The following is a 17,557-nucleotide window of genomic DNA, read 5'->3' as shown; positions in this document are numbered from 1 at the left end:
CGTTGCTCAGCCGCTCGGCCGGGAGCGCGATACCGTGCCCCAATACAGTGGCGCGCCCCTGCAGTTGGGGCCTACGATCCTGGCCGAGGCGGGGTCGTAGCACAGAGGTAGTGCGCCGCGACAGCATCTCGGAGGACGTCGGTTCGAATCCGGCCGCCCCGCCCCTTCAGCGCGTCATCCGCCGATGCGAGGGCCGAGGCGTGGACAACGGCCCCCTGGTGAATCCGGCTCGGACACCGAGTCCGCTGCTTCAGCCCAGTTCGATCCTGGCGGCGACCGGCAGGTGGTCGCTGCCGGTGGCGGGCAGGGTGCGGATGTGGGCGACGGCCGCCGAGCGGGCCATGACCTGGTCGATCCGGGCCAGCGGGAGGGCGGCGGGGAAGCTGAGGGCGAAGCCCCGTTCCGCCACGTTCATCCGCGAGGTCAGCGGGGCCAGCCCGCGGTCCTCGACCGTGCCGTTGAGGTCGCCCAGCAGGATCACCGTGCTCAGCTCCTCGGCGGCGATGGCCTCACCCAGCAACAGGGCGCTCTCGTCGCGCCGGCCGGACGCGAGGCCGCTCGCCCGGACGCGGAGGGAGGGCAGGTGCGCCACGTACGCCGCGATCCGGCCGTGCGGGGTGTGGACCACGGTCCGCAGCCCGCGGCTCCAGGCCTCCGTGATCCCCCGGGGTTTGATGTCGAGGAGCCGGGTGCCGCTGAGCGGATGCCTCGACCAGAGTCCCACGGTGCCCCGGACCTCGTAGTAGGGGTAGGCGGCGGCGAGGGTCTTCTCGTAGACCGACAGCGCCGGGGGCACCAGTTCCTCCAGCGCGATGAGGTCGGGTCCGGCGTCGGCCAGGGCACGGGCCGTGCCCGCCGGATCGGCGTTCTCGTCGCTGACGTTGTGCTGCACCACGACCAGTTGGCGTGCTCCGGGCGCCGACCCGGGCAGGAGCAGCCCGCCGAAGAGGTACGTCCAGGCCGCCACCGGCAGCAGCAGAGCCACCAGTGCCACGGCCGAACGGCGCAGCAGCGCGAGGGCGAACAGCACCACGGCCACCAGGCCGAGCCACGGCAGGAACGCCTCCAGCAGACTGCCCAGACGGCCCACGGAGTTGGGCACGGCACGGTGGAACGCCAGCAGCCCGGCCGTCAGCGCCGCGAGCGCGGCGAGCACCCGCCCCCGCCGCCACGCCGACCGGTGCCCCGCGTCCCCCTGCGTCTCTCGGTCAGGGGCACGCCGCCCCGCCCGGCGCCGCACCCACGGGGGCACCACCGCCCTCACCGCCGCTGCCGCACCGCCACCCGCCCGTGCCCGACCCACCCTGGCTTCCCATCCACTCGGCCTCGCCATCCAGGACGTTCCTCCGAGTGGATCAGTTTCCGCCATCCGCGCGTGGGCGCCGGAACGACCGGACGCCGTCCGTTCCGCCAACGTGCCGCAGCCGCGAGGCGCCCGGCGTGGACCACCGGGCGCCTCGCGGTCGTCAGGACGCCGTGCAGCTCACGCTCGGCACACCCCCGCCCCCGGGCGCGCCCCCGAAGCCGAAGGCGGTCGAACCATTGGCCGCGATCGCCCCGTTGTGGGCGGCGTTGACCGCCGTCACGGTCGCCCCGCTCTGGGTGTACGACGCGTTCCACATGTTGGTGACCTTCTGGGACCCGCTCCAGGTCCAGGTCACCTTCCAGGACTTGATCGCGGTGGGGCCCGTGTTGGTCACCGTCACATCGGCGTTGAAGCCGCTGCCCCAGTCGCTGCTGACGACGTAGGTGGCCCGGCAGGCGGCCTTGCCGCCGCCGTCACCGCCACCGTTGTCGCCACCGCCCCCGGTGCTCGGGAAGCCCGGTGCCTTGACGGTCGCCAGGTACCCGTCCTTCACCGTGTCCACGGTCTGCCAGTCGTCCTTCAGGATCCCGCCGGTGTCACCGGAGTTGGGGTTCCAGGACCAGAAGGTCCAGTGGAAGGAGTCGCCTCCGTACGTCGAGGTCGGGCGCAGGTAACTCACCAGCGCCGCCAGCCACTTCTGGTCCACCGTGGACTGGAGCGTGGTGCCGAACTCGCCGACCCAGACGGGGGCGATGTTCTGCTTGAAGATGTAGCCCCAGTACTTGTCCCAGATGTCCGGCATGTTGTTGGGGAAGGACGGGTCGCTGAACCAGCTCTGCTGGGCGACGCTGGTGGCGTAGTCGTGGGCGGAGTACACGACCCGGTTGGCCACGTCGAGGCGCACCGGGTACTGGCCGACGCCCATCAGGTTGCCGCCCCACCAGCCGGAGACGCCGTTGAAGGTCTGGATGCCCTCGACGAAGATCAGCAGGTCGGGGTTGGCGGCGAGGACCGCGTTGCCGGCCCGCTCGGCGGCCAGCCGCCAATCGGTCGCCTGGTCCCCGCAGCCCCAGCAGGCCGGGTCGTGGGGCTCGTTGTGCAGGTCGATGCCGATGACCGTGGCGTTGCCCTTGTAACGGGTCGCCAGCGACTTGAGGTTGGCGATCCACGTCGACTCGGGGACGGAGGCGGTGTACCAGAGGGCCGACTGGCCGCCCGAGTCCGGCCGGTGGCGGTCGAGGATGACCTTCAGCCCGTCCTGGCCGGCGTACGCGACGATCTTGTCGATGACCTGGAGGGAGGTCAGCCCTTGCAGGTCGGCGTTCTTGCCGGCGGAGAAGTCGATGCTCGAGGGCATCGCGCCGGACTTGAGGATGTCGTCGCTGTAGGGCAGCCGGATGGTGTTGTAACCCAGCGACTTCATCTGGTCGATCATGCTCTTGTAGTCGCGGGACCACAGACCGTGGACGACCTGGTTGCTGGTCTCGAAGCCGAACCAGTTGATGCCGGCGATCCGGACGGACTGTCCGGACGCGTCCAGGATCTGGCGTCCGCTGGTGTGCCAGTAGCCGGCGCCGCCCGCGGCGGGGGCCGCGTGCGCGGTGGCCGGCAGGCCGAGTCCCAGGCCCAGCGGTAACAGGAGCGCCGCCGCGGCAGCGCAGAGCGCTCTTCGCAAAGTGCGGAACATGGTGCTGCTTCCTCCCGAGGGGACCGCGGGACCGGAACGAGTGGGAGCGCTCCCACACACCCGCGCCTCCCAGTGGAAGTCAGGTGGCGACCGCCCGTCAAGAGCGTCGACGCAACAAACGCCCCAACCCCCACACCGCGGCCACCACGACAGCCACCGCGGCGACGGTGCCCGCGCCGAAGCGGCCGCCCCCGTCCGGACCTGCCTCGGCGGAGTTCGAACCGCCCTGCCGGGACGGCGACTTGGCGGACCCGTCGGCATCCGGCGCGTCGCGCGCCTGCACCGGGCTGTCGGATCCCTCGCTGCCGTACAGCAGTTTGGTGCCGTCCACGCTGTAGGTGACGGACTCCCCCTGTGCCTGAAGCGGCACGTCGAGCCGGCCCGCGCGCTTGATCCTGCCGCCGTTCCAGTCGTAGTGGATGCCGCCGAAGTAGCCGCGCACGGCGAGGTGCGTGCCGTCCGGGGAGAGGGCGGCGTCGGTGGCCCACAGGTCGACCGGGGCGATCGGCTTGAAGACGTTCGTACCCGAGGGGGACAGTTCGGCCGGGCCCTCGTAGAGGTGACCGCCGTCCTCCTTCTTGTCGATGACGTAGACGCGCCCCGTCTTCGGGTGCACGACCATCGACTCGGCGTTGCGCGGCCCGTCCGCGTACTTCACGACGTACTGCGTGGCCCGGATCGTCTGGTCCCTCAGCTCCTTCGGCTCGGGCAGCCGGTAGATCCACACGTACGGCCAGGAGCCGTCGAGGTTGTCGCCGATGTCGCCGACGTAGATCTGGTTGCCGGGCCCGATGGAGATGGCCTCCACGTCGCGGGGCTTGCCGATGCCACTGAGGGTGACGGTGGCGACGGTCTCGCCGGTCCTGCTGTCCACGGCGTAGATCTGCGGGCCGTAGCCGCTGTCGTTGTGGGTCCAGTAGACGCCCGGATGCAGGTGCGAGGCCGCGAGACCGCTGGACTCCTTGATCCGCGGGTCCTTGATCGTGAACCCGTCGTCGCCGTCGGCGGCGCGGGCGGCGGGCGCGGCGAGCGCACCCGCGAGAAGGGCCCCGGCGAGCAGGGCGAACGGTCGGCGCATCCCCCAAGCCTGCCATCCCGCACGGATGTTCACACTGCGTGGTGGGCCTCACATCGCACCGCGGACGCCCATCGTCCATGATGAGCGGATGCTCAGGTTCATGCCCGTCGGCGACTCCATGACGATCGGCAGCGCGGGCGACCACACCTGGCGTCACCGTCTGTGGCAGCACCTGTGCGCGACGTACGGCGGCCCGTTCACCCTCGTCGGCCCGCGCGAGACGCTCTACGACAAGTCGGCGGACGCGCCGGTCTCCCTCGCCTACGCCGATCCGGACTTCCCCCGCGCCCATCTGGCCGGCTGGGGCGAGGGCTGGGGGCACATGGTCCCGCTCGTCGGCGACGCGGTACGCGAGTGCGGCGCGGATGTGCTGCTGGTCTCGCTCGGCCTGATCGACCTGGGCTTCTACACGAACGCCGAGCAGACGGCGGTGCACGTGGAGGCCTTCGTGGCACAGGCGCGGGCCGCCAACGCGCGTGTCCGCGCGGTCCTGCTCCCGGTGATCACGAACATCCGCGCCGAGGCCGACCCGCTCTTCGCCGCGGACGTGGACCGCTTCAACGAGCTGCTGGCCGAGAAGGTGGCCGCCCTGGACGAACCCGGCTCCCCGCTGCTCCTGGCGCCGCCGCCGCCGACGTACGACATCCACACGGACACCTACGACGGCACCCACCCGAACGAGAGCGGCGAACACAAGATCGCGGCGGCGTTCGCAGGGGCGCTGCACCAGGAGTGGGGGTGGGGTGGGGAGTACGGAGGGTGAGCCGCGTCGGCTTCTCCTCTTGGCATATGCGCGGCCGCCCGTGCCCCTGTCACTGTGCGTATCGTTGTACTGCGCGGCTGTGCTCGTCCACGGGGCAGCCGGGGAGGAGCGCCACGATGACCGTCCTGGAAGACAGGATCACGATGGCCGAGGAGAGCGACGAGCTGACTCTGGACATGATGTTCGAGTGGCTCGAGAAGATGCCCGTCCCCGAGGGAACGAAGGTCGAGATCGTCGGGGGGAACATCTTCATGTCACCGCACCGTCACACCCACTGGCAGATCATCTTCGACATCGCCCGACAGGTGAGCGCCAAGTACCCGGCCAAGCGGCTGGCCTCGGACGTACGGATCGATTTTCCCGGGCGCCTGAACGGATTCGCCTGTGATGTCGCGGCGATGGCCGACCGCTCGGCGCCGGACGCCAAGGGCCGCTGGCACTACCGGGACATCGAGTTCGTGGCCGAGGTCATCTCCGAGAACACGGCCGCCAATGACTACGGCCCCAAGAAGCTCACCTACGCGCTCGCCGAAGTTCCCGTCTACCTCATCGCCGATCCGTACGAAGGCGAATGCCGCGTGTACACCCACCCCATGAACGGCGACTACACGACCGAGACCAAGCTCCCCTTCGGCGAGGACCTGGACCTCACCGACGCTCCGGTCGGCCTCGTCCTCAGGACCGGCGAGTTCCCCCGCGACTGACCACCGACCGCCGGCACCCTCGTCCACAACCCCCCTTGCGTCGAGCGCACTCCAAGACGTTGGCTTGTGGACCATGAGGTACACACAGCTCGGACGCACAGGACTCAAGGTCAGCCGACTGGTGCTCGGCACGATGAACTTCGGTCCGCAGACCGACGAGGCGGACAGCCACGCGATCATGGACGCGGCGCTGGACGCGGGGATCAACTTCTTCGAAACCGCCAACCGGCAATTTTGACGCCAGGTTCCGCAGCAGCGCATCGCTGACGCTCACCGCTCCTGCGGACCCCGAGTGGAAACGACGAAGCCGCCGCCTCCCACTCGCCTCGAACGCAAGCAGAAGGCGACGGCTCCGACACAGACCCGCTACCTCACCATGCGAAGGCTTCGGGAGACGGTCCGGGACCGGGGAAGATCTCGTCCAGAGACGCCAGCAGTTCCTCGCTCAGCTCCAGCTGTAGGGCACGCAGCGCCGAGTCCAGCTGCTCCTGCGTGCGAGGGCCGACGATCGGGCCGGTGACGCCGGGGCGGGTCAGCAGCCAGGCCAGTGCCGCCTCACCGGGCTCCAGGCCGTGCTTGTCGAGGAGGTTCTCGTACGCCTGGATCTGCTCGCGTGTCTTGGTGTCCTTGAGCGCGTCGGCAGCGCGGCCGCTCGCCCGGCGCCCCTGTGTGGCCTCCTTCTTGAGGACGCCGCCGAGCAGTCCTCCGTGCAGCGGAGACCAGGGGATGACACCGAGGCCGTAGTCCTGCGCGGCCGGGATGACCTCCATCTCGGCGCGCCGCTCGGCGAGGTTGTAGAGGCACTGCTCGCTGACCAGGCCCATGGTGCCGCGGCGGGCGGCGGTCTCGTTGGCCTGGGCGATCTTGTAGCCGGGGAAGTTGGACGACCCGACGTAGAGGATCTTGCCCTGCTGGACCAGGACGTCGATCGCCTGCCAGATCTCCTCGAACGGCGTCGACCGGTCGATGTGATGGAACTGGTAGATGTCGATGTAGTCGGTCTGCAGCCGCTTGAGGGAGGCGTCGACGGCCCGTCGGATGTTCACCGCGGAGAGCTTGTCGTGGTTGGGCCAGACGTCCCCGTCGCCCGCCATGTTCCCGTACACCTTGGTGGCGAGGACGACCTTGTCGCGCCGCCCGCCACCCTGGGCGAACCAAGTTCCGATGATCTCCTCGGTGCGGCCCTTGTTCTCACCCCACCCATAGACGTTGGCCGTATCCAGAAAGTTCAGACCCGCGTCGAGAGCGGCGTCCATGATGCCGTGGCTGGTTGATTCGTCTGCCTGCGGACCGAAGTTCATCGTGCCGAGAACGAGTCGGCTGACCTTGAGTCCGGTGCGTCCGAGCTGGGTGTACTTCATGGGCCACAAGCCAACTGCTTCGAGTCCGCTCCAGGCAAGGGCATCAGGTTCCGCCGTCAGGAGTCGTCTCCGAGGTGCCGGTACAGCGTGGCCCGGGAGACGCCCAGAGCCTTGGCGATGGCACTGACGCTCTCTCCCTTCGCCTTCCTCGCGCGGGCCACGGTCAGCACGTCCTCGTTCACGACGGACGGCCGTCCGCCGGTACGCCCCTGCGCCTTGGCTGCGTCGAGTCCGGCGCGGGTGCGCTCCATGACGAGGCTGCGCTCGAACTCCGCCATGGCTCCTACCACCTGGAACATGAGACGGCCATCGGCCGTGCTGGGGTCGATGTTGGCCAGTGCACCCGTGAGCACCTTGAACCCGATACCACGCTCCCGAAGCGTGTCGACCATGGTCACAAGGTCGATGAGCGACCGGGCGAAGCGGTCGAGCTTCCACACGCACAGAGTGTCGCCGGCGCGGGCGTAGTCGAGTGCTGACCGCAGCTCCGGCCGGTCGGTGTTCTTGCCCGATGCTCTGTCCTCGAAGATCCGGGCGCAGCCTGCGGCCGTCAGCGCGTCGCGCTGCAACTGCGCTTCCTGGTCATCGGTGGAGACGCGGGCGTAACCGATGAGCTGACCGATGATCGTGTTCGTCGTCACGGCCGGGACTGTCTCAGAACTCATCTCAATACGTCAAGCCTGAGACTGGAGTTTCGAGACGGGTTTTGAACAGCGCTACACACCCCCTTCAGGGACGCTTGCCATCCCGTCTCACAAACCTTGGTTTTCGAGACGGCCGTTACTGGTCACACGGCGCCACGGTCGGGTGTCGCACCTCTGCCCGGTGTCGGACAGTGCTGCGCCCCGGTCGCCACGGCAAGGGGCTGTGGGCTTGTCTGCCGGTCTGTCGCTTCGCTCTCGCCGACTACCAAGGGCACAGCCTGTCGACCGCTCACGCGGGTGCACAGCCGTTCGCCTTCCATGGGATGCAGGGCCAGCCTGTCGACGGCGGAGCGAAGGCAGGGGCTCACGCTTGCCGGATCGACAGTGAAGAGGAGGGCCGAGACAAGGCGAGAGGCCAACAGCGGAGAGGGGTGGGGTATGACCCCTTGGCGGGCGCTTGCCGACCGCCGGGTCTTACCGGCTCAAATCCTGCCACGGTTTCAGGGTCCTTCAGGTCGGCCCCTCCTCCAGGCAGTACGTGGCTGACCACAGACCACCACCGCGATCATGCACCGCGCGTCCCACCGGACCGGACCCGGACCAGCACCTGGTCGGCAAGCTCCTGCGGAGTCAACTCGCCGTCCAGAAAAACCGTGTCGCTGGGCAGGGCGTCGACTGCGGCCATGCACGACTCGATCCTGTCCTTGCACCAGCGCCGTACCCGTTCATCCTGCTCGGGGTTGTCTGGAGTGAAGCTCCGGCCCTCGATCCGCTTCTCCAGGACCTCTCGGGGGACCTTGAGGAAGAAGTGGTGAACACCGATGCCCGCATCCTCCAGAGCGTTGAAGATCTCATCGGCATACCCGGAGTTGACCAAAGTCATGGGGACAAGGATCGGACGGTGGTACTCCTCAACCAGCCCCACCGCCAGGTCGGCCACCTGCCGTCGCCACAACCGAAGATCCTGGAAGTCGCCGGTCGGCACCTCCACGATCTCCCGCAGCACAAAGCCGATCATCTCCGGGTCGTAGACCAGCGCCTCCGGCCAGCGCGGACGCAACTCGTCCACCAGCGTGCTCTTCCCGCTGCCGAACGCACCGTTCACCCAAACGATCAAAGCGGTCTTCTCCCCCGTTGCCATGCCCGCGCGTCGGACCCCGGTGTGTTGGATCAGCATCCCGCTCGGATGGCTGGGGGTAAATTCCATCGGCGGAACATGCCCGAAAGATCGCTGAGCGGTGCCGAATCCCACCGTCAAGCGGGACCGGTTCACGGTGTCGAAGCCACTTGCGCTGCCTCCTTGGCGACGGCGGGGGAGAGCAAGGAACGGAGCCTGACGGCCCTGCCTGTGGGGGCGCGGCAGCGCCTCCCTTGGTCTTGCTCCTGTCGGCCCCGGCGGGGCCGCTCTGTCGTAGCGGCTTCAGACTGTGGCGGCCGTTCGGCCGCCCATGCTCTCTACCGCTTCGCCGATGCCCGTCTCTTCGGGGCGCTACCGCGCCCCTACTGCGCTTGCCGTAGATCGAACGAGGCTTCTGTCGGCCCCCTTCGGGGCCGCAAGTGAGGACAAGAAGAAGAGAGAGGAAGTGAACGTTTCCGCAGGCCACTGGCAATGCCGGTACACGCCTGGCGTGTGCTGGCTACACGTACGGTGTGTTGTTCACCGGTCTTGATGGCGGCACGGCACCGGAGCGCCCTTCCCCTTCTGGAAGAGGTGAGAACCAAGAACAAGGCAAGCGGCTCCCGACCGGGGCGATACAAGGTCGAGCCTCTTGGCGCGTGCGATCGCGTTGTTCGTGCTCTGGTCAGACAGGGGTTTGCCGTCCTTGCCGAGGAGGGTGGCCAGCTTCCCAGGGGCGAAGACTGCGTGCCCGTGACGGTCGGCCCATCCGATGGCGGCGAAGTGGACACGGTAGGCCAGCGGGTGTAGAGGGTCCTGCGCCTTGCGCTGGTATTCGCGCTGGGAGACTCCGCCCCACGGGCGGTCATGACCGAAGCTGATGGCCACTGGTTCGCGGCTCCTTCCTGTGAGGCGCACGAGGGTGCGCCGGCGACCCCGCCGGACGGCGGGACATGTGTCTCCCTTCTTCGCGGGGGTGCCGTGCGGGAGGCACGGCACTTCACAGGTTGGGCGCCCAGGGCATCGGGCCTGGACTCGGTCTCTTGCGGTCGGGAGCGACGGCGGCGACCTGCCGGGCATCCTACAAACGCGCAGGAGGGCCCCGACCACAGGGCCCTCCTCGTCGCATGCAGTTGTCGGTCAGCCTTCGCTGTGGACCGCCGCCATGTTGCGCAGACGCTGCTTGAAGTCCATGGGGATCAGAACCTGAACCCTCCCGACTGGGTGTTGCCACATCCCGTCATGGCCATCGGGAGCCATGAGCTGCGCGGCGGTCATCCCGGGAATCGGCTCGGCATGGATGACGGCCTTGACCCCTGCGGCGCGTAGCTCCCTGCCCTTTTCGTGCTGGGTCGACAATGTGCTCCACCGTTCCCGGTAGGTCTCTCCTGTCGGGATCTCCTCCCAGGTGTCCGGGCGCGTGGGCTGCGCGATGAGCTGTTCACGTCGCGCGTCCAACCGCTTGTACGCCTCCCGGTACTCCTGCTTGCCCAGCTCACTGGAGTAGAGGCCCGCCTCGCGGTCCTCCCTCAGGTCCGAGAGGGCGCGGTTCACTTCCTCGATGTCGCGCGTGTAGTCCACGCCCGGCCGGAAGACCTTCCGGACGATCTCGACGTCCCCGGCAGCGAGGAGGAACGCTTTCCCCACGGCGTCCTCCAGCGTGTGCGCCGCGATGCCCTTGCTTCCGGTCGGACACGGCTTGTGCGTGGTACGGGAGGCGCAGCGGTAGTAGGGCCAGTTACGGCCAGGGGCGAGATACGCCGGCTCTCCACATGTGCAGAACGCGACCTGGAGCAAGGGCGACCCACCCTTGCGGTTGCCGTTGCGCTTGCTGGTGTTCTCGTCCAGCTTCTTGTTGGCCAGCTCCCACTCCTCGTGCGTGATCAGAGGCTCCGCGCGCTGGAGGGGCTGGCCGTCCGCGTCCCGGACGACCCGGCGTCGTGTCGTCTTCTCCCTGTCGACCATCACCTCCTCGGACACCTCCATCTGCCCCAGGATGCAGCGGGAACGTACGACCTTGGCCGTGTTCGCGGCGGTCCAGCGGCTTCCCTTCGGGGTCTTGCCGTTACGGATCATCTGGGCGTCGAGTGACGTCGGGGTCTTCGACACGTCCTCGTTGAGCCACTGCGCGATGCTGTTCGCCGACTCGCCCGCGATGAGACGGCGGACGATCTCACGGAGCGTCCCGGCCGTGTCGGTCCCGTAGTCGTCCGGGACGAGCTTCCATCCGTCGCCGGTCTCCTGTTTCTCCTCCCGGTAACCGTACGGAGTGCGGCCGCCGCGCCAGCGCCCCTCCTTCACCAGGTGGTTGTACGAGGACTTGGCCCGCGCCTTGATGGCTTCGAGCTCCCCTTCCGCGAAGGACGCGATCAGGCTGAGGAGGAGCTTCCCCATCTGCGTGTTGAGGTTGATCCCGTCCTCGACGGTGGCGACCTCCTTGCCGTTCTTCTCGCACCACTCCAGGAGGGCGTGCACGTGGAGCACGCGTCGCGAGAGACGGTCGATCTTCAGCGCGCAGATGATGTCGTACTCGTCGGCGCGCGACTCCTCCACCGCGATCCGGTGCTCGATCGCGCTGACCTCCTTCCCGATGGTCGAGGGAAGCCACTTGCCGAACTCCGGACGCTTCCACGGCTCTACCCCGCCGGACACGTCGATGTCCTCGACCCACCCCACGACGACGTGCCCCTCCTGATCGGCCCATCGCTGGATGGACCGACGCTGACGCTCCGGCGATGTGGTCTCGTCCGACACCCTCGACAGACGGATCACACCCAGAACTCTCGCCATGCTCGTTCTCCCTCTCCCCTGTGTCACGCATCGCGCACAAGGGGTGACGGTATGCGGTTCGGATCATGGCGTCAAAATTGATCTTTGAACACGGCCAACGTCTACGGCTGGGGCGAGAACAAGGGCCGCACCGAGTCGATCATCGGCAACTGGTTCGCCAAGGGCGGGGACCGGCGCGACAAGGTCGTCCTGGCCACCAAGGTCTACGGGAACATGTCCCCGGACAACTCCACCGTCTGGCCCAACCACGACAAGCTCTCCGCCCTGAACATCCGGCGGGCCGTCGACGCCAGCCTCAAGCGGCTGCAGACCGACCACATCGACGTCTACCAGTTCCACCACATCGACCGGGACACCCCGTTCGAGGAGATCTGGCAGGCCGTCGACGTACTGATCCAGCAGGGCAAGATCCTCTACGTCGGTTCCTCCAACTTCCCCGGCTACAAGATCGCCCAGGCCAACGAGATCGCCGCGCGGCGCTCCGGCACCATCGGGCTGGTCAGCGAGCAGTGCCTGTACAACCTCGCCGAGCGGCGCGCCGAGATGGAGGTGATCCCGGCCGCGCGGGACTACGGCCTCGGGGTCATCCCCTGGTCGCCGCTGCACGGCGGGCTGCTCGGCGGTGTGATCAAGAAGCAGGTCGAGGGCGGCCGGCGCGCCTCCGGCCGGTCCGCCGACGCGCTCGCCGACACCGCCGTGCGCGACCGGATCCAGGCGTACGAGGACCTGCTCGACAAGCACGGTCTCGAGCCCGGCGAGGTCGCGCTGGCCTGGCTGCTCACCCGGCCCGGAGTGACCGGCCCGATCGTCGGTCCGCGCACCGCCGAGCAACTCGCGTCGGCGCTGCGGGCGGTCGAGCTGGAGCTGAGCGAGGAACTGCTGGCCGGACTCGACGAGATCTTCCCGGGACCGGGTCCGTCGCCGGAGGCCTTCGCCTGGTAGGCACCTCCCGCCCCGCCCGAGCGGCCGTACCGGCCCTGGCGTCCGCGCTCCGCGTCACCTGCCGAGCGCGGACGCCAGGGCGACGACGGCGAACATCAGCACGAGCGCACCGGCCATGATCCGGTTCCGGGTTTTCGGGTCCACGTACTCGAGACTAACCGGCCGCCCGCAGTGGCCAGCGGCCGACCGGCTCGTAGCGGGGCTGCTCCCCCTGCACCCCGGACCTCGGCAGCAGGCTGCGCACGAGGACCAGCTCCTCCACGGTCCACGCACCGCTCGCGAAGTCCCGCAACGCCTGGACGTACGGCCGCACGTCCAGGCCGTCCCGGCTGCGCGCCACCGTCAGGTGGGCCTGGTAGGGGCGGTGCTCCCTCATCGGCACGCCCGCCCTCCGCGCCGCCGCGTCCGCGCGCTCGGCCAGCAGCCGCAGGGTCGCGAGGTCGCCCTCCGCCCCCGTCCACAGCGCCTTGCCGCGCCCGAACTGCCCTCCCCCGCTCAGCGCGAGCGAGAAGGCCCCGGTGCGGCGCGCGGCCTTCTCCAGGCGGGCCGACAGCTCGGGTACGACCTCCTCGCCGACCTCACCGTAGAAGGCGAGCGTGAAGTGCCAGGCGGGCCGCTGCGTCCAGCGCAGCCGGTCCGCGCCCGGCAGCTTCCGCAACCCGGCGATCTCGTCCGCGAGCACGTTGAGCACGTCCCGCGGGGGCAGTACGGCGGCGAACAGTCTCATGGGCCCAGTGTCCCGCCGCGCTCCCGGACGTGACCTGGTCACCGTGCGTATCGTTGTACCGCGCGGCTGCATGCGACCAGGCAGCAGCGGGGAGGAGCGGCACAGTGACTGTTCTGGCAGACAGGATCGAGATGGCCGACCACAGCGACGGGCCCACACTCGACGACATGTTCGAGTGGCTGGAGCAGATGCACATCCCCGAAGGTTTCAAGACCGAGATCGTCGAGGGGGGCATCTTCGTGACGCCGCAGCGGGACACCCACTGGGAGATCATCGCGGACATCTACGAACAGCTGCGCACCAAGTACCCGCGCAAGCGCGTGAAGTCCGACGTCCGCATCGACTACCCCGGACACCTCAACGGCTTCGCCTCCGACGTCGTCGCCCTCGCTGAGGGTGCCCGGAAGGACGAGAAGGGTCATTGGCGTCCCGGGGACGTGGAGCTGGTCGCCGAGGTGATCTCCCAGGGCACGGCCAGGAACGACTACGGCCCGAAGAAGGACGCGTTCGCGGCCGCCGGAGTGCCGGTGTACCTGATCGTGGACCCGTACACCGGCACATGGCACCTGCACACCCTGCCCAAGGACGGCGAGTACCGCGGTGCCCTCAGCCTCGACTTCGGTGACGAGATCGACCTGAACGACACTCCGGTGGGCCTCGTCCTCAAGACCGACGAGTTCCCCCGCGACTGACCCGCGCCCGGTGGACCGGCCGCACCCGGGCTACACCGCGGCGGCCAGTTCCTTTCGGTGCTCGCGGGGGACCAGGTCCACGCGGGGGTGTCCGCGGTTCCAGCCGAACGACAGGCGCAGTCCGCCGACGCGGGCCAGGACCAGACCGATGGTGGCGGCCGCGGCGAGCGAGACGACACCGCCCACGGCGAAGCCGACACGGGCACCGTAGGCGTCGGTTATCCAGCCGACGAGGGGCGCGCCCAGCGGCGTACCGCCCATGAAGACCATCATGAACAGGGCCATCACCCGGCCGCGCATGGCCGGGTCGGTGCCCATCTGCACCGCGGTGTTCGCCGTGACGTTGACCGTCAGGCCGAAGATGCCGATGGGCGCCATCAGCAGCGCGAACAGCCAGTAAGACGGGGCCAGCGCGGCGACGATCTCCAGCGCGCCGAAGGCCGCGGCGGCCGCGATGAGCACGCGCAGCCGGGCCGTGCCGCGGCGGGCCGCGAGCAGGGCGCCGATCAGGGAGCCGACCGCCATCACGGTGTTGAAGAGGCTGTAGGCGCCGGCTCCGGCGTGGAAGACCTGCTCGGCGTAGGCCGACAGCCACACCGGGAAGTTGAAGCCGAAGGTGCCGATGAAGCCGACCAGGACGATCGGCCAGATCAGCTCGGGGCGGCCGGCGACGTAGCGCAGGCCCTCGCGGAGCTGGCCCTTGCCGCGCGGCGCGCGCTCGACGACGTGCAGTTCACGGGTGCGCATCAGCAGCAGGCCGACGATGGGGGCGACGAAAGACAGTCCGTTGGCGAGGAACGCCCAGCCGGTGCCCACGCCGGTGATCATCAAGCCCGCGACGGCGGGGCCGATCAGACGGGCGGACTGGAAGTTCGCGGAGTTCAGGCTGACCGCGTTCTGGAGCTGCTGCGGGCCGACCATCTCCGAGACGAAGGACTGGCGGGCCGGGTTGTCGACGACCGTGGCGAGGCCCACCGCGAACGCGGCGAGGTAGACGTGCCACACCTGGACCTGGCCGGTGAGGGTGAGCACGGCGAGCGCGAGGCCGGTGACGGCCATGGCCGACTGGGTGACGAGCAGCGTGGGCCGCTTGGGCAGGCGGTCGACGAGGACGCCGCCGTAGAGGCCGAAGAGCAGCATCGGCAGGAACTGGAGCGCCGTGGTGATGCCGACGGCGGCCGAGGAGCCGGTGAGGCTCAGGACCAGCCAGTCCTGCGCGATGCGCTGCATCCAGGTGCCGGTGTTGGAGACGACCTGGCCCAGGAAGAACAGGCGGTAGTTCCTGACCCTCAGCGAGCTGAACATCGAGGACTTGCGGGGGGTGTCGGGGGCGGTTCGGGAATCGTGGGTGGTCGGTGCGGGGGCGGAGTCTGCTCCGGATCCCGTACTCAAAGGGGTTCGCCTCCTTGCCCGGCTGCTCACTCGCCGAGTGGTACGTGTTTTACAGGTGTGCGAGCTTCTCCAGTACGGGGGCGGCGGCGCTCAGTTTGGCCCACTCGTCCTCGTCCAGACCCTCGACCAGACCGGCCAGGAAGGCGTTCCGCTTGCGGCGGCTCTCCTCCAGCATGGTTTCGGCCTGGGCGGTCCTCGTGACCACCTTCTGACGCCGGTCCTCGGGGTGCGGCTCCAGGCTGACCAGCCCCTTGGCCTCCAGCAGCGCCACGATGCGGGTCATCGACGGCGGCTGCACGTGCTCCTTGCGGGCGAGTTCGCCCGGTGTGGCGCTCCCGCAGTTGGACAGGGTGCCCAGCACCGACATCTCGGTGGGGCTCAGCGACTCGTCGACGCGCTGGTGCTTGAGCCGACGGGACAACCGCATCACGGCGGAGCGCAGGGAGTTCACGGCGGCAGCGTCGTCGCCATGGGTGAGGTCCGGCATGTTCTTTAGCGTAACTCATTACTCTCGCTAAATACCACCGCGAACACGCCCTACGCCCGTGACTCCCGCCACTGAAGATCACATCACTCTTTCGGGTGATCCACGCACGGAACATGACGCCTCGGGCGGGGGTCCCGCGACCCTCGTGTCCATGGGGACCAGTGTGCTCAGCCTGCGCATGGACCACGAGCTGCTCGAACGGCTCAGGTGCCATGCCGCGAAAAGAGGAATGAGCGTCCAGGACTATGTCGTCCGGACGCTCATTCGGGATGACTTCGACGAGCGGTTCCAGGCCGCCGTCGAGGAGACGGAGAGGTTCTACGGGGTCACATGACCCGCGCCGAACCGGGTCGGATCAGGTCAGGCCGAGGGCCGGCATCAGGTAGTAGAAGGCGAAGACCGCCGCCACCGCGTACATCGCCACCGGGATGTCCTTGCCGCGGCCGGCCGCCAGGCGCAGCACCACGAAGGTGATGAAGCCCATGCCGATGCCGTTGGTGATCGAGTAGGTGAACGGCATCATCACCATCGTCACGAAGGCCGGGATGGCGATCGTGTAGTCCGCCCAGTCGATCTCCTTGACCGAACCGGACAGGATCAGGAAGCCCACCGCGAGCAGGGCCGGGGTGGCCGCCTGGGACGGCACCATGGTGGCGATCGGGGTCAGGAACAGCGCCACGGCGAACAGGGCACCGGTGACGACGTTGGCGAAGCCGGTCCTGGCACCCTCGCCGACGCCCGCCGTCGACTCCACGAAGCAGGTGGTGGCGGAGGAGGAGCTGGCGCCACCGGCGGCGACCGCGATGCCGTCGACGAAGAGGACCTTGTTGATGCCGGGCATCTGCCCCTGGGCGTCGGTCAGCTTCGCCTCGTCGCTGATGCCCATGATCGTGCCCATGGCGTCGAAGAAGGTCGACAGCAGCACGGTGAAGACGAAGAGGACGCCGGTGAGCACGCCGACCTTCTCGAAGCCGCCGAACAGGCTGACCTTGCCCAGCAGGCCGAAGTCGGGGGTGGACACCGGGCTGCCCGGCCACTTCGGGGTGGTCAGACCCCAGGACGGCACCTTGGCGACGGAGTTGATCACGACCGCGAGGACGGTCATCGCGATGATCGAGATCAGGATCGCGCCGGGCACCTTGCGCACGATCAGCGCCAGCGTGAGCAGCGCGCCCAGGATGAAGACGAGGACCGGCCAGCCGTTGAGGTGACCGGTGGCGCCGAGCTGGAGCGGGACCGTGGTGTGGGCGGCGTCCGGGATACGGGAGACGAAGCCGGAGTCGACGAGCCCGATCAGCATGATGAACAGGCCGATACCGATGGCGATGCCCTTGCGCAGGCCGAGCGGCACGGCGTTCATCACGCGCTCACGCAGTCCGGTGGCGACCAGCAGCATCACCACGATGCCGGCGAGGACGACCATGCCCATGGCGTCCGGCCACGACATGCGCGGCGCCAGCTGGAGCGCGACGACCGTGTTGACGCCGAGGCCGGCGGCGAGCGCGATCGGCACGTTGCCGATGACACCCATGAGGAGAGTGGTGAACGCGGCGGTCACGACGGTGGCGGTGACCAGCTGGCCGTTGTCGAGCTGGTGCCCGTACATGTCCTTCGCGCTGCCCAGGATGATCGGGTTCAGCACGATGATGTAGGCCATCGCGAAGAAGGTGGCGAAACCGCCGCGGACCTCCCGGGACAGGGTGCTGCCCCGCTCGGAGATCTTGAAGTAGCGGTCGAGAGCGCCGTACGGGGGCGGCGTTCCCGGCTGCTCGGGGGCGGAAGCCTTGGCGGTGGCCGAGGTGGACATGCGGGTGACCTCAAGGGTGCGGGTGGGTACGGAGTTCCGAGCCGGACCGGGGATCGAACC

The 17,557-nt window shown here is 68.8% G+C and carries 17 protein-coding genes, 1 tRNA gene and 1 pseudogene; 7 read left to right on the top strand and 12 right to left on the bottom strand.

What is annotated here, in order from left to right:
* Positions 1-88 precede the first annotated feature (88 nt).
* A tRNA-Leu gene (locus ACFY3J_RS11340) sits at positions 89-163 on the top strand.
* An 87-nt stretch (positions 164-250) separates the two neighbouring features.
* Here ACFY3J_RS11340 and ACFY3J_RS11335 read toward each other — a convergent pair.
* From ACFY3J_RS11335 to ACFY3J_RS11325, 3 genes are all read right to left on the bottom strand, one after another.
* Positions 251-1,156: an endonuclease/exonuclease/phosphatase family protein gene (locus ACFY3J_RS11335; RefSeq protein WP_390840763.1), complete on the bottom strand. Its 906-nt coding sequence runs from the start codon at positions 1,154-1,156 to the stop codon at positions 251-253.
* 310 nt (positions 1,157-1,466) lie between these two features.
* Entirely contained in the window at positions 1,467-2,993 is a 1,527-nt protein-coding gene (locus ACFY3J_RS11330) for a cellulase family glycosylhydrolase (RefSeq protein ID WP_384177722.1), read from the bottom strand.
* A gap of 97 nt (positions 2,994-3,090) precedes the next feature.
* Positions 3,091-4,071: a WD40 repeat domain-containing protein gene (locus ACFY3J_RS11325; protein WP_384177721.1), complete on the bottom strand. Its 981-nt coding sequence runs from the start codon at positions 4,069-4,071 to the stop codon at positions 3,091-3,093.
* A gap of 88 nt (positions 4,072-4,159) precedes the next feature.
* Between ACFY3J_RS11325 and ACFY3J_RS11320 the strand changes: the two genes are divergently transcribed.
* From ACFY3J_RS11320 to ACFY3J_RS11310, 3 genes and pseudogenes are all read left to right on the top strand, one after another.
* Complete coding sequence (locus ACFY3J_RS11320) at positions 4,160-4,834, top strand: GDSL-type esterase/lipase family protein (protein WP_390840762.1); 675 nt, start codon at positions 4,160-4,162, stop codon at positions 4,832-4,834.
* A gap of 116 nt (positions 4,835-4,950) precedes the next feature.
* Positions 4,951-5,538: a Uma2 family endonuclease gene (locus ACFY3J_RS11315; RefSeq protein WP_384177717.1), complete on the top strand. Its 588-nt coding sequence runs from the start codon at positions 4,951-4,953 to the stop codon at positions 5,536-5,538.
* Between the two features lie 73 nt (positions 5,539-5,611).
* Positions 5,612-5,764, top strand: a pseudogene (locus tag ACFY3J_RS11310) (aldo/keto reductase); the annotation flags it as partial.
* A 145-nt stretch (positions 5,765-5,909) separates the two neighbouring features.
* Here ACFY3J_RS11310 and ACFY3J_RS11305 read toward each other — a convergent pair.
* The 5 genes from ACFY3J_RS11305 to ACFY3J_RS11285 all read right to left on the bottom strand — a co-directional run bounded on the left by ACFY3J_RS11305 (position 5,910) and on the right by ACFY3J_RS11285 (position 11,450).
* A complete protein-coding gene (locus ACFY3J_RS11305; RefSeq protein WP_390840761.1) occupies positions 5,910-6,899 on the bottom strand; it encodes an aldo/keto reductase in 990 nt (329 codons plus the stop codon).
* Positions 6,900-6,955: 56 nt separating this feature from the next.
* Positions 6,956-7,564, bottom strand: a complete 609-nt coding sequence (locus ACFY3J_RS11300) for a recombinase family protein (RefSeq protein WP_390840760.1) — start codon at positions 7,562-7,564, stop codon at positions 6,956-6,958.
* 544 nt (positions 7,565-8,108) lie between these two features.
* A complete protein-coding gene (locus ACFY3J_RS11295; protein WP_319170534.1) occupies positions 8,109-8,660 on the bottom strand; it encodes an AAA family ATPase in 552 nt (183 codons plus the stop codon).
* 540 nt (positions 8,661-9,200) lie between these two features.
* The gene (locus tag ACFY3J_RS11290) at positions 9,201-9,548 is read right to left on the bottom strand and encodes a hypothetical protein (RefSeq protein ID WP_390840759.1); all 348 of its coding nucleotides are present in this window, start codon (positions 9,546-9,548) and stop codon (positions 9,201-9,203) included.
* 252 nt (positions 9,549-9,800) lie between these two features.
* A complete protein-coding gene (locus ACFY3J_RS11285; RefSeq protein WP_384177709.1) occupies positions 9,801-11,450 on the bottom strand; it encodes a recombinase family protein in 1,650 nt (549 codons plus the stop codon).
* A gap of 84 nt (positions 11,451-11,534) precedes the next feature.
* On the opposite strand from ACFY3J_RS11285, the gene ACFY3J_RS11280 reads away from it, so the two are divergent.
* On the top strand, positions 11,535-12,392 hold the full coding sequence (locus ACFY3J_RS11280; RefSeq protein WP_384177707.1) for an aldo/keto reductase: 858 nt from the start codon (positions 11,535-11,537) through the stop codon (positions 12,390-12,392).
* Positions 12,393-12,546: 154 nt separating this feature from the next.
* Here ACFY3J_RS11280 and thpR read toward each other — a convergent pair whose 3' ends face one another.
* Positions 12,547-13,119: an RNA 2',3'-cyclic phosphodiesterase gene (gene thpR / locus ACFY3J_RS11275; protein ID WP_384177705.1), complete on the bottom strand. Its 573-nt coding sequence runs from the start codon at positions 13,117-13,119 to the stop codon at positions 12,547-12,549.
* Between the two features lie 104 nt (positions 13,120-13,223).
* Between thpR and ACFY3J_RS11270 the strand changes: the two genes are divergently transcribed.
* Complete coding sequence (locus ACFY3J_RS11270) at positions 13,224-13,811, top strand: Uma2 family endonuclease (RefSeq protein ID WP_384177703.1); 588 nt, start codon at positions 13,224-13,226, stop codon at positions 13,809-13,811.
* Between the two features lie 30 nt (positions 13,812-13,841).
* On the opposite strand, the gene ACFY3J_RS11265 is transcribed toward ACFY3J_RS11270, so the two are convergent.
* Positions 13,842-15,203, bottom strand: coding sequence for an MFS transporter (locus ACFY3J_RS11265; protein ID WP_384177701.1), 1,362 nt, complete (start codon positions 15,201-15,203; stop codon positions 13,842-13,844).
* A gap of 49 nt (positions 15,204-15,252) precedes the next feature.
* Positions 15,253-15,690, bottom strand: a complete 438-nt coding sequence (locus ACFY3J_RS11260) for a MarR family winged helix-turn-helix transcriptional regulator (protein WP_100568981.1) — start codon at positions 15,688-15,690, stop codon at positions 15,253-15,255.
* A 151-nt stretch (positions 15,691-15,841) separates the two neighbouring features.
* Here ACFY3J_RS11260 and ACFY3J_RS11255 point away from each other — a divergent pair, with 151 nt between their 5' ends.
* Complete coding sequence (locus tag ACFY3J_RS11255) at positions 15,842-16,024, top strand: ribbon-helix-helix protein, CopG family (RefSeq protein WP_141360185.1); 183 nt, start codon at positions 15,842-15,844, stop codon at positions 16,022-16,024.
* 21 nt (positions 16,025-16,045) lie between these two features.
* Here the strand turns inward: ACFY3J_RS11255 and ACFY3J_RS11250 are convergent, their stop codons facing one another.
* A complete protein-coding gene (locus ACFY3J_RS11250; RefSeq protein WP_384177698.1) occupies positions 16,046-17,497 on the bottom strand; it encodes an NCS2 family permease in 1,452 nt (483 codons plus the stop codon).
* Positions 17,498-17,557 lie beyond the last annotated feature (60 nt).

The sequence above is a fragment of the Streptomyces sp. NPDC001231 genome (genome assembly GCF_042896885.1).
GTDB lineage: Bacteria > Actinomycetota > Actinomycetes > Streptomycetales > Streptomycetaceae > Streptomyces.
This window is presented reverse-complemented; position numbering and strand designations above follow the sequence as displayed.

Bases quoted from the DNA above. Each gene is read 5' to 3' on its own strand.
- ACFY3J_RS11250 (WP_384177698.1), bottom strand. From the start codon at position 17,497: ATGTCCACCTCGGCCACCGCCAAGGCTTCCGCCCCCGAGCAGCCGGGA.
- ACFY3J_RS11260 (WP_100568981.1), bottom strand. From the start codon at position 15,690: ATGCCGGACCTCACCCATGGCGACGACGCTGCCGCCGTGAACTCCCTG.
- thpR (WP_384177705.1), bottom strand. From the start codon at position 13,119: ATGAGACTGTTCGCCGCCGTACTGCCCCCGCGGGACGTGCTCAACGTG.
- ACFY3J_RS11315 (WP_384177717.1), top strand. From the start codon at position 4,951: ATGACCGTCCTGGAAGACAGGATCACGATGGCCGAGGAGAGCGACGAG.
- ACFY3J_RS11325 (WP_384177721.1), bottom strand. From the start codon at position 4,071: ATGCGCCGACCGTTCGCCCTGCTCGCCGGGGCCCTTCTCGCGGGTGCG.
- ACFY3J_RS11330 (WP_384177722.1), bottom strand. From the start codon at position 2,993: ATGTTCCGCACTTTGCGAAGAGCGCTCTGCGCTGCCGCGGCGGCGCTC.
- ACFY3J_RS11255 (WP_141360185.1), top strand. From the start codon at position 15,842: ATGGGGACCAGTGTGCTCAGCCTGCGCATGGACCACGAGCTGCTCGAA.
- ACFY3J_RS11285 (WP_384177709.1), bottom strand. From the start codon at position 11,450: ATGGCGAGAGTTCTGGGTGTGATCCGTCTGTCGAGGGTGTCGGACGAG.
- ACFY3J_RS11305 (WP_390840761.1), bottom strand. From the start codon at position 6,899: ATGAAGTACACCCAGCTCGGACGCACCGGACTCAAGGTCAGCCGACTC.
- ACFY3J_RS11320 (WP_390840762.1), top strand. From the start codon at position 4,160: ATGCTCAGGTTCATGCCCGTCGGCGACTCCATGACGATCGGCAGCGCG.
- ACFY3J_RS11300 (WP_390840760.1), bottom strand. From the start codon at position 7,564: ATGAGTTCTGAGACAGTCCCGGCCGTGACGACGAACACGATCATCGGT.